We start from the raw sequence: 15,152 nt of genomic DNA, 5'->3' as shown, positions 1-15,152 counted from the left end.
GTGCGGATAAAAATGAATATGCGTGTAGGCTTTCTTGGTTATTTGCGAAATCCCTTATGAACATCCGCACCAATGAAAACCCGCATGAACACCGATGTTTTGCGGGTTTTTGATTTTCATAAGCAATATTGGTAACACCGAAAGCTATGTGCACAGCAAACAAAAAGCCGCAGTGCTTTCCTGAAAAAGAAGCACTGCGGCTTTTTCGTTTGCTGTTGCGTTTACGGGCTGCCGAGCCTGTATTTGAAATCTCTGTAGCCGAACGACGCTAACTTGCGGATATCGCCGCCCGCTGTGCGGGAATAAATGCCGGGCAGGGGCATGCCGTTAAAGGTATTGTTTTTGCAGGTGGTGTAGATTGCCATATCACCGAAGACGAGCAGGTCGCCGACCGCGGGCACGACGTTGAAGCTGTAATCGCCGATGACATCGCCTGCAAGGCAGGTTGGGCCGGCAAGGCGCACCGTGTACGGCTTCTCCCCCGGCTCACCGGCGCCGAGCAGCGGCGGGCGATACGGCATTTCGATGACATCCGGCATATGGCAGGCGGCGCTGGCATCGAGAATTGCGATGGTCGTCTCGCCGTTTCGCACGACATCGAGCACGCGGCTGAGGAGGTATCCGGCGTTTAACGCGCAGGCCTCTCCGGGCTCGAGATACACGGTGACATTCCAGTCCTGCTGCGCGCGGCGGATGCAACGCTCCAACGTTTCCATATCGTAGTCGGGACGCGTGATGTGGTGACCGCCGCCGAAGTTGAGCCACTGCATTTTGGGCAGCAAATCGCCGAACGTTGAAGCAACGGCGTTTAAGGTCGTTTCCAGTGCGTCGGCATCCTGCTCGCACAGCGTGTGAAAATGAAGTCCGTCGAGCAGTTCGGGCAAATGCGCGTCTTCTTGAACGGCTTTATCCCACTGCGCACGGGTGGTGCCGAGGCGGCTGCCGGGCGCACAGGGATCGTAAATTTCGTGTCCCTCCTGCGTAGAGCACTCCGGGTTGATGCGCAGACCGACGCTTTTGCCCGCAGCTTTTGCTTTGGGCGCGAACTTTTGCAGCTGTCGCGGCGAATTGAACACGATGTGATCCGCATAGCGCAGCAGCTCGTCCATTTCGTCCTCACGGTAGGCGGCGCAAAACACATGTACCTCGCCGCCCGGCATTTCTTCAGCGCCGAGCCGCGCTTCAAACAGGCCGCTCGCTTCCGTACCGATCAAATGCGGCGCGAAAATCGGATAAAGATTGTAATTGCTGAACGCCTTCTGTGCCAAAAGCACCTTGCAGCCCGTGCGCTTTTGCAGCGCGCCGAGCACCTCTGCGTTATGCTGCAGGACGGCCTCGTCCATGAGGTAGCACGGTGTGGACAGCGTTTTGAATTCCGGCGGAATTTCGCCGTTGATGCCCGCAAACGGTGGGCGTGTATCCAGTAAGTTCATCAGTCCACCAAAGCCGGATCGTGGTTTTCGCTGCGCGGCAGGCCGTATTTATCAAGGGCGTCGAGGAACGGATCCGGGTCAAACTCCTCGACGGTGTAGACACCGGGCTTTGTCCACTTGCCGGTGAGCATCATCATCGCGCCGCACATGGCCGGCACGCCGGTGGTGTAGCTGATGGCCTGACTGCCGACCTCGCGGTAGCATTCCTGGTGGTCGCAGACATTATAGATGTAGTAGGTCTTCTCTTTGCCATCCTTTTTACCGGTGAAGATGCAGCCGATGTTCGTCTTGCCCTTTGTGCGCGGGCCGAGGCTTGCGGGATCCGGCAAAAGTGCTTTGAGGAACTGGATTGGCACAATCTCCTGACCGTTGTAGTGAATCGGTGTGGTGGAAAGCATGCCGACGTCTTCGAGGCAGCGCATGTGGTCAAGGTAGCTCTGGCCGAACGTCATGAAGAAACGGATACGCTTGACTTCCGGCAGGTTTTTGCCGAGGGACTCGATCTCCTCGTGGTGCAGCAGATACATGTCCTTCTGGCCGACCTGATCGAAGGTATACGCGCGCTTAATGCTCATAGCCGGGATTTCGACCCAGTGGCCGTTTTCCCAATAGCTGCCGGGCGCAGAAACCTCGCGCAGGTTGATCTCCGGATTGAAGTTTGTCGCGAACGCATAACCATGATCGCCGCCGTTGCAGTCCAGAATATCGATGGTATCGATGGTATCGAACTCGTGCTTTTTAGCGTAGGCGCAGTACGCCTGCGTGACGCCCGGGTCAAAGCCGCAGCCGAGCAGTGCGGTGAGGCCGGCCTCTTCAAACTTCTTTTTGTATGCCCACTGCCAGCTGTAATCAAAATAGGCGGAGAAGCCCGCTTCCTTGCAGCGCTTTTCGTAAATGGCGCGCCATTCGGGGTCATCGGTGTTCTCCGGCTCGTAGTTTGCGGTATCCATGTAGTTAACGCCGCAGGCGAGGCAGGCATCCATAATGGTGAGATCCTGATACGGCAGGGCAATGTTCATGACGAGATCCGGCTTGTAGCTTTGGATAAGGTCACAAAGCTGCTGCACGTCGTCTGCATCGACCTGTGCCGTGGTGATTTTTGTTTTGGTGATGGGCGCAAGCTTTGCGGCAAGTGCATCGCACTTGTTCTTTGTGCGGCTTGCAATGCACAGCTCGGTGAAAACTTCGCTGACCTGGCAGCATTTGGAAATGGCGACACCGGCTACGCCGCCGCAGCCGATAACAAGAACTTTGCTCATGATGATGCTCCTTTTATATTTTTAGTTTGATAATTTATACGTTTAAGGCCAATAAGAGCTCGCGCAGGACTTTGCAGGCCATGGCGGTGGAAACGCCGCTTGCATCCAGCATGGGGGCTAACTCGTTGACATCTGCGCCGATGATGTTCGTTTTTGACACGGTGAGAATGGCGTTTAAAAGCTGCATGAACGTCACGCCGCCCGCCTCCGGTGTGCCGGTGCCGGGAAAGCACGAGGGGTCAAGGCAATCGAGATCGATGGTGAGGTAAACCGGCACCTGCGTGCGGCACAGTTCTGCGGTGAGCGCTTCAAGGCCCGAGAAATCGAACTTATGCATTTCGGTGTGCGTCTTCGCAAACGTGAACTCTTCCCTGTCGCCGCTGCGGATGCAGAACTGGTGAATGCGGCCGTCGCCGAGAATGTCGTGGCAGCGGCGCAGCACGCAGGCGTGGCTTAATTCGGCGCCGAGGTAATCCTGACGCAGGTCGGCGTGGGCATCAAAGTGAATGATGTGCATAGCGGGATATTTATGCGCCGCCGCACGAACAGCGCCGAGCGTGACAAGATGCTCGCCGCCGAGCAAAAGTGGGAATTTGCCGTCTTGCAGGATCGTTTCCGCGCGCGCCTCGATGTCTTTGAGGGCGCTTTCGCTGGAACCGAAGCACAGCTCCATATCACCGCTGTCAAACACCTTTATGTCGGTTAAATCTTTATCCTGATACGGGCTGTATGTCTCGAGGCCGTAGCTTTCGTGACGCATGGCGGCGGGGCCGAACCGTGCGCCGGGGCGGTAGCTTGTGGTAGAATCGAACGGCGCGCCGTACAAAACGATATCGGCATCCGCGTAGCTGCTTTCGCAGCCGATGAAAGTTTCAATATTCTGGTGCAGCATTATTTCTCCTCCACTTCCCGCAGCATTTCTTCCAAAAATGCCGGCAGATAAAATGCGCCGACATGCAGACGAGTGGTGTAATAACGCGTGCGCATATTGAGCGCGTTCCACTGGTTGGAGTCAAGGTCGTTGATTGGGTGATATTTCTTGCTGGCAAAGCCGAAAAGCCAGTAGCCTGCGGCGAAGGTGGGAATATGCGCCTGATAAACCTTGCTGATGGGGAACGTCGTTGCGATGCGCTGATGGCTGCGCTGCATGGCAGTGGCATCCTCCGCATAGAACGGGCTGCCCTGCTGGTTGACCATGATGCCGTCCTCACGCAGAGCATTATAGCAGCTTCCGTAAAATTCGCGGGTGAAAAGCCCCTCGGACGGGCCGAACGGGTCGGAGGAATCGACGATGATGAGGTCGTACTCATCTTCACACTTGCGAATGAACTTCAGCGCGTTTTCGTAGTAGATATGTACACGGCGGTCGTCCATGCGGCAGGCGTTGCTCGGCAGGTAGGCGCGGCAGGCCTCGATGACCTGCGGGTCCATCTCGACGAGGTCGATGCGCTCTACGCGGTCGTAGCGGGTCAGCTCGCGCACAACGCCGCCGTCGCCTGCGCCGATGACGAGAATGTCCTTTGCATTGCGGTGCACGGACATCGGCACATGGGTGATCATTTCGTCGTAGATAAACTCATCGCGCTCCGTGAGCATGACATTGCCGTCCAGCGTCAGCACGCGGCCGAACTCCGGCGTTTCAAAAATATCGATGCGCTGATAGGCGCTTTGCTTTGAATATAACTGGCGGTCCACACGGATGCTGTGCTTGACATCCGGCGTGTGAAATTCCGAAAACCACATTTCCATTTTTGTTCCTCCTTATGCAAGCACGTTCAGGCGGAGGATATCGGGATCCTCCGGGCCGGTCATGCTGCAGCCTTTGGCTTTGGCGTATTCGATGTAATCGAGGATCTCCGCCGTGATGCGTTCGCCCGGCGCCAAGATCGGAATGCCCGGCGGGTAGCACATGACGAACTCGCTGCACACCATACCCTCCGTCTCGCGGAGCGGCAGGCTCTTTTTCGGTGCGTAGAACGCCTCCTGCGGACTGGCGGCAACCTCGGGGTCGATGTACTCCTGGCTCAAAAGGCCGGTGCCGTCCGTGCTGTACCGGCGCTTAATTTCGGCCAAAGCACTGACAAGGCGCTCCACCTCCTGCGGGCGGTCGCCGATGGAAAGGTATGCAAGGATATTGCCGATGTCGCCGAACTCGATCTGAATATCGTATTCGTCGCGCAGAATGTCGTAGACCTCGATGCCGGCAAGGCCGATGTCGAGCGTGTGGACGCTGAGCTTTGTCGTATCGAAATCGAACACGGAGTTGCCGTTGCAGAGTTCTTTGCCAAACGCGTAGTAGCCGCCGACGGCGTTGATCTCCTCGCGGGCGTATTCTGCCATATCGGCGACCTGATGGAACACTTTGCGGCCGCGCAGTGCCAGATTGCGGCGGGAGATGTCCAGACTGGACATGAGCAGATAGCTGCCCGAGGTCGTTTGGGTGAGGTTGATGATCTGCCGCACATAACCGGCGTGGACATTGGGGCCGATGAGCAATAAGCTCGACTGTGTTAAGCTGCCGCCGCTTTTGTGCATGGAAACGGCCGCCATATCCGCACCCGCCGCCATAGCGGAGACCGGCAGGCCGCCGCCGAAATAAAAGTGCGTGCCGTGTGCTTCGTCCGCGAGGCACAGCATACCGGCATCGTGCGCCATTTGTACGATTGCGCGCAGGTCGCTGCAAATGCCGTAGTATGTGGGGTTATTGACGAGCACCGCCACGGCGTTCGGGTGTTCGCGGATGGCTTTTGCCACCTGCTCGCGCTTCATACCGAGCGAAATACCGAGGCGATGATCCACCTCCGGGTTGACGTAGACCGGCACCGCGCCGCAGAGCACCAAAGCATTCAAAACGCTGCGGTGGACGTTGCGGGGCAGAATAATCTCATCGCCGCGCTTACATGCGGTGAGAACCATGCTCTGTACGGAGCTTGTGGTGCCGCCCACCATTAAAAATGCGTGTGCCGCGCCGAACGCATCGGCGGCAAGCTCCTCCGCCTCCCGAATGACCGACACCGGGTGGCAGAGATTATCGAGCGGCTTCATACTGTTGACATCCAACCCGACGCACTGCTGCCCCAGGAAGGCGGCCAGCTCCGGGTTGCCGCGGCCGCGCTTATGACCCGGCACATCAAACGGCACCACGCGCATGTTGCGGAATTTTTCGAGCGCTTCATGGATTGGTGCGCGGCGCTGGTCGAGCTTTGCGCGTTTTACATTTTCGTTCATCTTTTCCCTCCGTTCAAAGCCCTTTGCAAAACAAAAAACGCAAGCCCGGCACGTAAGTGCAGAACTTGCGTTTGAATCGCTTATTTTTTGGGGCGCATGTTCTCGGAACATAAAAACATGGTATCCCGGAAAGCGGAGCGTTTCAGAGTCTATATAGCAATTAAACTTTTACTACTCTTATTGACGTTTCACAAGTCTGCGTTTTAGCGCAATTTCATGGTTGCAAAGGAACCATCTTATAAAATCTGAGCTTTTTAACTCAGTCAATAAGGCAGCCGAAGCTGCCGGTCGGCAGTGGACCCGGCTGTCCGTATGGCCTTAGCCCAAAAGGGCGGTCCAAAAGTAAAAATTGCTTTGAAAAACTCTTACATCTCACTTCGTCTTTCAAAATCGATATGAGTATATCATAAACGACAAATTGTGTCAACAAAAAATTTGGGGCCGCATTATTTCCAACCGCGGGCGGTGGGGTCAAGCATTTCGGCTGCGGAATATATGAGCGCATTGCAGACGGCGGCGGCTATGGTGCTGCCGCCCTTGCGCCCAAATGCGACGATGGCGGGGACATGGTGCTTTTCACACACGGCGAAAATATTTTCTTTGCTCTCGATGACGTTCACAAAGCCGACCGGCACACCGATGACGAGCGCGGGGCGCAGACCGTTTTCGATCTCCTCGGCAATGGCGAACAGCGCGGTGGGCGCGTTGCCGACCGCCAAAATCGCGCCGGGGTATTCTTTTGCAGCCTTGTGCATGGCGGCGACGGCGCGCGTGGTGCCGCTTTCTTTTGCGCTTTGGGCGACTGCGGGGTCTGCCATAAAGCACAGGGCTTCCCCATTCAGCTTTTTGAGACCCGGCTTGGAAACACCTGCGAGCGCCATATTCGTATCGGTGATAATCGTGGCGCCGTTATGCAGCGCTTCTATGGCTTTTTGCACGGCATCTTCGGTAAAATGCAGCGTTTCGGCGTACTCGAAATCCGCCGTGGTGTGAATAACACGCTTGACGACGGCAAGATTTTCCCTTGGTATCCGGATATGCCTTTCTTCAAGCTCTTTTGCGATAATCTGCATGCTGGTGCGCTCAATATCGGCGGGCAGATGATGTTGCGGGATCATGCTTTGCACCTCCTCGGGTTTTCCATGCCCATGGCGCGGTACACGGCATCCATATCGAGGCTGTTCCGCACGCCGTCGGCTAAAATGTCGAGCTGCTCGCGGCGGTATTCCTCCATGGAAACAGGCACGGCGGCCGCGGGGTCTATCCCCTTGCGGGCGCAGAGGTATTCCGCAAGCTTTTCGGTCAGCTCGCCGCTGTCAAAGAGGCCGTGCAGATACGTGCCGAAGACGTTTTGATTTGTGCAGCCCTCTTTTGTGCCGTCCGCATGCGTACAGAACGGCTCACCGCGGACGATCGTATTGCCTGTGTGAATTTCGTAACCGGTGAGCATCGCCCCTGTAAACGGCGCGGCGATGACTTCGCCTGTGACCTGCGCGCGATGCTTTTCAGCGCAGAATGTCGTTTCGGTCGGCAGTAAATTCAAGCCGCGAAGCGTTTGCGGGCGACCGCTTTCGGAGCCATCCGGGTCGTGCAACGTCTCACCAAGCATCTGGTAACCGCCGCAGACGCCAAGCACCGGCGTCTCTTTCGCGGCGAGCTTTAAGATGACGGCTTCGAGTCCCGACTGGCGCAGCCAGAGGAGATCCTCAACCGTGTTTTTCGTGCCGGGCAGAATCACAAGGTCGGGCGCACCGAGCTCGCGGGTGTTTTGCACGTAGCGCACATCCATTAAAGGGTGCTGCTCGAGCACCATGAAATCCGTGAAATTTGAGATGTGCGGCAGGCGAATGACGGCGATATCCAGCGGACGCACGGCGTCTTTTTTTTCAAGGCGCTCGGAAAGGGAGTCTTCGTCCTCGATATCGACGCGCAGATACGGCACGACGCCCAGAACGGACAGGTGCGTTTTGTCTTCGAGCATGGAGAGGCCGGGGCGGAGAATTTCGACGTCACCGCGGAATTTATTGATGACAAGCCCCTTGATGCGGTCGCGCTCGTCCGTCTCCAGCAGCTCTACGGTGCCGAAAAGCTGCGCGAACACACCGCCGCGGTCGATGTCGCCGACGAGCAGAACGGGCGCATCGACAAGCTTTGCGAGCCCCATGTTCACGATGTCATCGGCTTTCAGGTTGATCTCCGCCGGGCTGCCCGCGCCCTCGATGACGATAACGTCAAAATCTTCTGCAAGGCTGTTGTAGGCGCGCAGAATATCGGGAATGAGTGATTTTTTCATCTTGAAATACTGCGAAGCTTTCATCTGGCCGCGCACTTCGCCGTTCACGATGACCTGACTGCCGACATCGCTGCTCGGCTTCAACAAAATGGGGTTCATGCGCACGTCCGGCTCCACACCCGCCGCCTGCGCCTGTACGACCTGTGCGCGGCCCATCTCTAAGCCGTCACGGGTAACGAAGCTGTTCAGCGCCATATTTTGACTTTTGAACGGTGCGGTGTGCAGACCGTCCTGCGCGAAAATGCGGCACAGCGCCGCGCATAATAAACTTTTGCCCGCGCCGCTCATCGTGCCCTGCACCATGATGCACTTGGCTTTTTTATTTTCGCTCATTTCAGCACCTCCCGCATGATTTTCAGTAGCTTTTCGTTTTCCTCCGGCGTGCGCACGGCGGTGCGGTACCAGGTGTTATCGAGCCCCGGGTAGTTTGCACAGCCGCGCACGACCGCGCCTTTTTCTTTTAGTCGCTCGCCGAAATCTTCCGGCGCTTTGAATAACAGGAAATTTGCCTGCCCGTCCAAGACGCGCAAGCCGAGCGAGCGCAGGGACGCGATCATTCTGGGCCGCTCCCGTGCGATTAAGCTTCGCACGCGGTCGGCGTATTCGGTTTCATCTAACGCCGCGACGCCTGCCGCCTGTGCGAGTGACGAGACTGCCCACGGCTGCCCCGCTTCGCGCATATTTTCTAATAATTTTTCATCTCCGCTGAGTACATAACCGAGCCGCACGCCCGCCATGGCGTATAATTTTGTGAAAGCTTTCAGAATAACAAGCTCGGGGAACTGCGCTAAAAAGTGCTTTGCAGTCCGGCTTTCGTGCTCCGGGAGAAAATCGAGGAAACACTCGTCGATGACGGGCGTTGCATGACATGCCCTGCATTTTTTCAGGAGTTTTTCGAGAAAATCCGACGTAACGATCTGCCCGGTGGGGTTGTTTGGTTGACATAAGAACACCATATCGATGGTTTCGTGGAGAGCAGAGAGCAACTCTTCGGTGATTTCAAAATCGTTTTCCTCTTTTAAAAAGAAATATTCGACTTCACAGCCGACGGTTTTGAGTGCGGACGCGTACTCTGCGAAAGTCGGCGCGGGCAATAATGTGCGGCGCGGCTTTTTCGCGAGCACGAGCCGAAAAATGAGGTCTGCCGCGCCGTTGCCGCAAAGAATTTGGTTTTCGTGTACGTTTTCGCTTGCGGAGAGTTTTTGGCGCAGCTCTCTGCAAAGCGGGTCGGGGTAGCGGTCTGCGGTGGGCAGTGCGTTTACGATTGCCAGTGCAACGCCCTCCGGCAAACCGAGAGGGCTGACATTCGCGGAAAAATCGAGTGCATCGCGGCCGAATTTTGCGCGGTAGCCCGCCCAGTCGCCGCCGTGTGTGAGTTCCATATTCTCTCCCCCTTTACAGTAAGACGAATGCCGCGCGAACGAGCAGACCGAGCACGAGTGCCAAAATGCTTTCTGCGTACATCATGCGGTCGGCTTTCAAAATGTCCTCCGGCATGACCGGGCGCAGCGGGTCGCCGATCGTCGGCTTATCATAGTATTCACCGAAATAATATGCGGGCCCGGCGAGCTGCACGCCGAGCGCACCGGCGCAGGCACTTTCCGTCTGCGCGCTGTTGGGGCTTGCATGATTTCGGCGGTCGCGCCGCCAGATCTTCCACGCGCCCTTGACGCTGTTTCCCGTGAACCTCGCCGCGAGCACCCACAAAAGTGCCGCGATACGACTCGGAATGTAGTTTGCGGCATCGTCAAGCTTTGCGGGCACGCGCCCGAAGTTTATGTACTTTTCATTTTTGTAGCCGAGCATGCTGTCCATCGTGTTGATGGCTTTGTAGGTCAGCGCAAGTGGTGCGCCGCCGATGAGCATGCAAAGAAGCGGCGCGATCACGCCGTCACCGGCGTTTTCGGCAACGGTCTCCACAGCGGCTTTTGTCACGCCCTCCATGGAAAGCGCGTCGGTATCACGCCCGACAATGCGAGAGACGGCCTTGCGCGCGGCGGGGAGGTCGTTCTTTTTGAGCTCCTTGTAGACGTTGCGGCTCTCCTGCACAAGTCCCTTTGCGGCAAGTGACTGCGCGCACCAGAACATTTGAATCAAAAGTCCGAACACCCAGTGAATTTTATAAAAGAAGAAGCACACCGCGCCGGAAAGCAGGAATGTGCCGACAGGCAGGATGAATGCGGTGATTGCGCCGCCGATACGCTCGCCACGCGGTGTTTTCGGTAAAATTTTCCGCAAGCTTCGATCTAAAAAGGAGATAACCTTCCCCATATATACAACCGGGTGCGGCAGCCACAGGGGGTCGCCGAAGATTGCGTCTAAAATGAATCCACCGAGGACGGCGAAGAAAATCAGCATGTGGCCTCCTTTGTGTACTGCACGGTCCCGATGAGATGCAAAACGTGCTTTTCCTGCCAATCGCGGGCATCGAGCACATAGCCGCCGGCAGTCGGCGCACACCATTCATAATAATTTTTCTGCGGCACAGCGTACTTTTCCATGACGGCCATCTGCGTGCCGCCATGCGCAACGATAACGAGCATGTCTTCACTGTTTTGAATAGATTGATTTAGCAGGGATTCAAATGCTTTGCAAACACGCTCGCTGAAATCCGCTTTGCACTCGCCGCCGGGACAGGTGCTTTCGCAGTTAGAATCCACCCATGCGCGGTAGGCGGAATCGTGCTCCATCTCTTTATAGTTACGTCCCTCAAATACGCCGAAATTCATCTCGCCGAGGTCGTTTACGGGGATATACTCGGCAGTCGGAAATAAAATCTCCGCTGTCTGTTTTGTGCGCTTTAACGGCGTGACAAAAACGGTTTTGGGCGAAAAGTCCGCCTGCTTCAGTGCCGCAAGCCCGGCCGGTGAGAGTGGAATGTCCGTCACGCCCTGATAGCGGTAATCCACATTATAGGCGGTTTCACCGTGGCGCAAAAGGTAAATTTTCATTTGGGCAATTCCCCTTTCAAGACGGTCGGAATGCCGCAGAACATCTGCACAACACAATCGGCACGTGCGGCGAGCAGGCATGCCAAGCGGCCGGCTTTTTCGCGGTTTGCGCGCTCTGTGGCATCAACGGGCACAACACCGCCGCCGACTTCCGTTGCGGTGATAATATCGTATTTTTCAGAAAGTATTTTAGCAAGTGCTTCGAGGTCTTCCGTCGTTTCGGCCTGCTTTTGCACCTCAAAACAGCATGTACCGCCGAGCTTTTGCGCGAACGTGCGCTTGCCGCTGTAAAGCGGACCTGTGATGAACACCATTACAAAATTCCTCCCCACTGGCACACGGCGAGCGCTGCCAACATGGCGAGCTCTGCCCTTTGCAGGAACCACCCGGCAAGGTCGCCCGTGATGCCGCCGAATTGCTTTTTCGACACTGCGTAATACCGCCGAAAGACAAGTAAAACAGCCAAAACTGCCGCCCAGCCGCCGAGCACGATCATCGCAGCACCGAGCACGACAGTATAAATAATCAAGACGCGGCGCACCGTTATGCGGTTTGCGGCTTCCGAGAACGTATGCGCGAGACCGGTGTTTTTCGCCATGGGAAATGATGCCACGGCGAGACCGGAAAACGCACGTTCCAAGGTGAGTGCCAATATCCAGATCACACCGAAACGTACCGTAAATTTCACCGAAGCACAGAGCGCAAAATACAATATGAAATATGTGCATAATCGGATAACTGCAAATGCACCGCAGTGTGGATCTTTCAAAATTTCGAGCTTCTTTTCCGCATCACCGTAGCTTGAGAGCGCATCGCATGTGTCGGCGAAGCCATCCAGATGGATGCCGCCGGTGACGAGCACAGGCACAAGGCAAAAGCCTGCTGCGCGGACGAGCTCCGGCACAGGCAGGACGCCGGCTAAGCACCACAACCCGCCGCACACTGCACCGATGAGCGGGAATGCGCACAGCGCGTATCGCATGTTCTTTTGGCTCCATTCGAACTGTGGCATTGGAATCGCCGAAAACATAGCGAACGCCACGGCAATCGTCTGCAAAATCGTCATACCTTTCCCCCTCCTTTGTAATAAACCGGGATACCGCACACTACGCGGCAGACGTGATCCGCGCGGGCGGCGATGCCGTTTTGGATCTGCGCCAGCGCTTTGAGGTACAGATCTGTTTCGTCGGCATACTCTGCACCGCCGCTGAACACCTCGTTGCCGACAACAATCAGATGTTCGCATTGTTTATGTAGTATTTCAACGCCATACAGAACGGCTTCTGCGGTATTGACCCCCGCACCTTTCGGATCGTACAGCTCGTTTGCGGTCAGGTTGCCGAGGTCTTCTAGCAGAACTATTCCGCGATTTGGTATTCTGATTTTATCAATACTGATAGGTGATTCAATCGTTTCAAACTGTTTTTCTTTTCGCATGGCGCGGTGCTTTTCGACGCGTTTGGCGCACTCTTCATCCCATACCTGCATGGTGGCGACGTAGTAACGCGGTAGCGGGAGCTTTAAGGTCAAGCTTTCTGCATAGGCGCTTTTGCCGCTTGCTGCGCCGCCGATGACGAGCGTCAGCATTGCGGGGTGTACGGCGCGATGCCGCCCTCCGTGAACGAATAACAGTTGTCGTAGACCGCGAGTGCCATGTCCCACAGCGGCAGGCTTGCGACCGCGCCGGTGCCCTCGCCGAGGTGCATATTCGCCGTGACGAGCGGCTTTTTGCCGAGCGCTTCCAAAACGATACGCGCCGCGGGCTCCGCCGAAACGTGGCTTGCGAACATGGCCTTAGTCGCCGTCGGGCACAGCCGTGCCGCACACAGTGCCGCCACACTGCTGATGAAACCGTCGATAATGACAGGGATATTCTCCAGAGCACCGCCCAAAAACACGCCGCACAGCCCGGCGATATCTAAGCCGCCGAGCGCCGACAGCACGCCGATCACATCGGTTTTTTCGGGATGATTGATCGCGATGCCTTGATAGATGACCTCGATCTTGCGGCGCAGACCGTCATCGGAGAGTCCCGCTCCGCGGCCGGTCATTTCTTCGGGCGCACGGCCGAGCAAAACGCAGCTCACGGCGGCAGAGGTTGTCGTGTTGCCGATGCCCATTTCGCCGGTCGCGAGGAGCTTTATGCCCTGCGCTTTCTGCTCGCGGACGAGCTCGATGCCGGTCTCGATGGCTTGTAAAGCGTCCTCGCGGTTCATAGCAGGTCCGCCGGTAAAATCATTCGTACCCGCACGCACACGGCAATTTTTCACACCGTCCACGGGCGCTCCCGCGATGCCCATATCAACGGGAATCACACCGCAGTGCACCGTTTCCGCCATTTTGCAGACGCTTGTTTTGCGCTGCGCAAGATTCTGCAAAACGGCGCGCGTCACGTCGCTGCCGGACTGGCTGATGCCTTGTGCGATGACGCCGTTATCCGCGCACAGTACCAAGACCGCGCGCTTTGAAAAATCGAACTGCGGCACACCTGTAAGCGCAGCCACATCTTCTAATAATGGTTCGAGATCGCCAAGCCCGCCGAGTGGCTTTGCAAGCGACGCCCAATGCGCGTGGGCGGCTTTGCGCGCGGCTTCATCCGGCTGCGTGATTGTTTTGAGCCGGTTTTTAAGTTCTGTTTCCGTCATATTTTGTCCCTCATGTAGCGGCGGGCAGCGTCCGCAAAGCGCTGCGGCAGCGGCGTGCCCGCCCAGTATAAATGCGGAAAACCCGCATAAAAATGTTCGTTTGCAAAAGCACAGTCCCATGTACGGCCGTTCGGCTTTGTCGCTGTGCACGCTATGCCGTTTTCGGTGGAATCCCAGTGGTGAAATTCGTGCACAGGAAGCAACTCGTCTTTTTTTAGCAGCATGCTGTTCTCCTTCGCAGTAAGCGTCGCGTAACCGAAGCGCACGAGGTGGCCGACCTTGAAGCCTTCGCCGGGCAGAACGCCTGCCATACGGTATTTGTCGCCGTTTACATCTTCAAGTGTTTGACCTAAATACAAAAAGCCGCCGCATTCTGCCACAGTCGGCAAACTGTTTTTAATTGCGGTTTTGATGCGCAAAAGCATCTCGGTATTTTCGCTGAGTGCCTTTGCGCAAAGCTCCGGGTAACCGCCGGGCAGATACAGCCCGCCGATATTTTGAGGCAAGCTTTTATCGTGCAATGGGCTGAAAAAGACAGGTTCTGCGCCGGCTTCTTTGAACGCTTCAAGCGTTTCGGTATATGTAAAACAAAAGGCTTCATCCCTTGCAACGGCGATGCGCACATTAGGAACCGGAAATTCCTCTTTCGGTACTTTGGGTGCCGGACACGCAAAGACGCTAAAGAGTTTTTCAAAATCGACCGTCTTTTCCATCGTCACATGCAACAGTGTGATCTTCTTTTGCAGATTTTTAATCTCACCGGCGGTTTTAAGCCCCAGATGACGACTTTCGATCGCAGCTTTGGGCATTGGGGGCAGATAGCCGATAACAGGCACACCTGTCTCCTTTTCGAGCATCGGTGCTAAAATACGGTACAAATTTTCTTTACAGTCATTCAGTATAATACCGGCGATATGGTGCGGTGTGCGGAAGGACATTAAGCCGCGTACCTGCGCTGCAAGGGTTAAGCTTGCACCCTTCGGACGCAGGACAAGCAGGACGGGTAGATTCAACGTATCGGCTAAACGCCACGCACTTGCGATGTCGCTTGTGCCGCCGAGACCGTCATAGTACCCCATAGCACCTTCGCATATAGCAGCACCGTGATCGGCTGCGCTTTTGTTGTATAAATTTTGTACTATTTGCGGCTTTGAGAAAAATAAATCAAGATTGTGACTTTCAACGCCGAGCACACTGCGGTGAAACATGGGATCAATATAATCGGGCCCGGATTTAAACGCACAGGGATTGAGGCCGCGGGCTTTAAGCGCCGCAAGCAGCGCAATGGTGACGGTCGTTTTGCCGCTGCCGGAGTTCGGCGCGGCGATGAGCATTTGCAGCAT

At 56.0% G+C, this 15,152-nt stretch carries 15 protein-coding genes; all 15 read right to left on the bottom strand.

Features of this window, described 5'->3' with window-relative positions:
- Nucleotides 1–221 precede the first annotated feature (221 nt).
- Entirely contained in the window at nt 222–1,433 is a 1,212-nt protein-coding gene (locus tag ACLTX1_RS01085) for a carboxynorspermidine decarboxylase (RefSeq protein ID WP_395507030.1), read from the bottom strand.
- Entirely contained in the window at nt 1,433–2,692 is a 1,260-nt protein-coding gene (locus tag ACLTX1_RS01080) for a saccharopine dehydrogenase family protein (protein ID WP_395507031.1), read from the bottom strand. The genes ACLTX1_RS01085 and ACLTX1_RS01080 overlap by 1 nt, the downstream gene beginning before the upstream one ends.
- A 34-nt stretch (nt 2,693–2,726) precedes the next feature.
- Nucleotides 2,727–3,584 carry an agmatinase gene (gene speB, locus ACLTX1_RS01075; RefSeq protein ID WP_395507032.1) on the bottom strand — a complete coding sequence of 286 codons (858 nt, stop codon included), beginning with the start codon at nt 3,582–3,584 and terminating at the stop codon, nt 2,727–2,729.
- The gene (gene speE / locus ACLTX1_RS01070; protein WP_308449537.1) at nt 3,584–4,441 is read right to left on the bottom strand and encodes a polyamine aminopropyltransferase; all 858 of its coding nucleotides are present in this window, start codon (nt 4,439–4,441) and stop codon (nt 3,584–3,586) included. Before speE ends, speB begins: the two co-directional genes overlap by 1 nt.
- 12 nt (nt 4,442–4,453) lie before the next feature.
- A complete protein-coding gene (locus tag ACLTX1_RS01065; protein WP_176820911.1) occupies nt 4,454–5,920 on the bottom strand; it encodes an aminotransferase class I/II-fold pyridoxal phosphate-dependent enzyme in 1,467 nt (488 codons plus the stop codon).
- A 446-nt stretch (nt 5,921–6,366) separates the two neighbouring features.
- Nucleotides 6,367–7,038 (bottom strand): precorrin-8X methylmutase, encoded by a 672-nt coding sequence (locus ACLTX1_RS01060; RefSeq protein ID WP_308449536.1) that lies wholly within the window; start codon nt 7,036–7,038, stop codon nt 6,367–6,369.
- Nucleotides 7,035–8,546 carry a cobyric acid synthase gene (locus ACLTX1_RS01055; RefSeq protein WP_308449535.1) on the bottom strand — a complete coding sequence of 504 codons (1,512 nt, stop codon included), beginning with the start codon at nt 8,544–8,546 and terminating at the stop codon, nt 7,035–7,037. The genes ACLTX1_RS01060 and ACLTX1_RS01055 overlap by 4 nt, the downstream gene beginning before the upstream one ends.
- Nucleotides 8,543–9,595 carry a pyridoxal phosphate-dependent class II aminotransferase gene (locus ACLTX1_RS01050; protein ID WP_308449534.1) on the bottom strand — a complete coding sequence of 351 codons (1,053 nt, stop codon included), beginning with the start codon at nt 9,593–9,595 and terminating at the stop codon, nt 8,543–8,545. The genes ACLTX1_RS01055 and ACLTX1_RS01050 overlap by 4 nt, the downstream gene beginning before the upstream one ends.
- Before the next feature lie 13 nt (nt 9,596–9,608).
- Entirely contained in the window at nt 9,609–10,568 is a 960-nt protein-coding gene (gene cbiB, locus ACLTX1_RS01045; protein WP_308449643.1) for an adenosylcobinamide-phosphate synthase CbiB, read from the bottom strand.
- Entirely contained in the window at nt 10,565–11,164 is a 600-nt protein-coding gene (locus tag ACLTX1_RS01040; RefSeq protein ID WP_308449533.1) for a histidine phosphatase family protein, read from the bottom strand. The genes cbiB and ACLTX1_RS01040 overlap by 4 nt, the downstream gene beginning before the upstream one ends.
- A complete protein-coding gene (locus tag ACLTX1_RS01035; RefSeq protein WP_308449532.1) occupies nt 11,161–11,478 on the bottom strand; it encodes a bifunctional adenosylcobinamide kinase/adenosylcobinamide-phosphate guanylyltransferase in 318 nt (105 codons plus the stop codon). The genes ACLTX1_RS01040 and ACLTX1_RS01035 overlap by 4 nt, the downstream gene beginning before the upstream one ends.
- Complete coding sequence (locus ACLTX1_RS01030; RefSeq protein WP_343285018.1) at nt 11,478–12,230, bottom strand: adenosylcobinamide-GDP ribazoletransferase; 753 nt, start codon at nt 12,228–12,230, stop codon at nt 11,478–11,480. The genes ACLTX1_RS01035 and ACLTX1_RS01030 overlap by 1 nt, the downstream gene beginning before the upstream one ends.
- Nucleotides 12,227–12,751: a bifunctional adenosylcobinamide kinase/adenosylcobinamide-phosphate guanylyltransferase gene (locus ACLTX1_RS01025; RefSeq protein WP_308449530.1), complete on the bottom strand. Its 525-nt coding sequence runs from the start codon at nt 12,749–12,751 to the stop codon at nt 12,227–12,229. Before ACLTX1_RS01025 ends, ACLTX1_RS01030 begins: the two co-directional genes overlap by 4 nt.
- On the bottom strand, nt 12,745–13,809 hold the full coding sequence (gene cobT / locus ACLTX1_RS01020; protein WP_412330352.1) for a nicotinate-nucleotide--dimethylbenzimidazole phosphoribosyltransferase: 1,065 nt from the start codon (nt 13,807–13,809) through the stop codon (nt 12,745–12,747). Before cobT ends, ACLTX1_RS01025 begins: the two co-directional genes overlap by 7 nt.
- A complete protein-coding gene (locus tag ACLTX1_RS01015) occupies nt 13,806–15,152 on the bottom strand; it encodes a cobyrinate a,c-diamide synthase (RefSeq protein ID WP_412330351.1) in 1,347 nt (448 codons plus the stop codon). Before ACLTX1_RS01015 ends, cobT begins: the two co-directional genes overlap by 4 nt.

The sequence above is a fragment of the Hominenteromicrobium sp. genome (genome assembly GCF_046974225.1).
Taxonomy (GTDB): domain Bacteria; phylum Bacillota; class Clostridia; order Oscillospirales; family Acutalibacteraceae; genus Hominenteromicrobium; species Hominenteromicrobium mulieris.
Note: the sequence above shows the minus strand (reverse complement) of the source record. Positions and strands in the feature narration are given on the sequence as shown.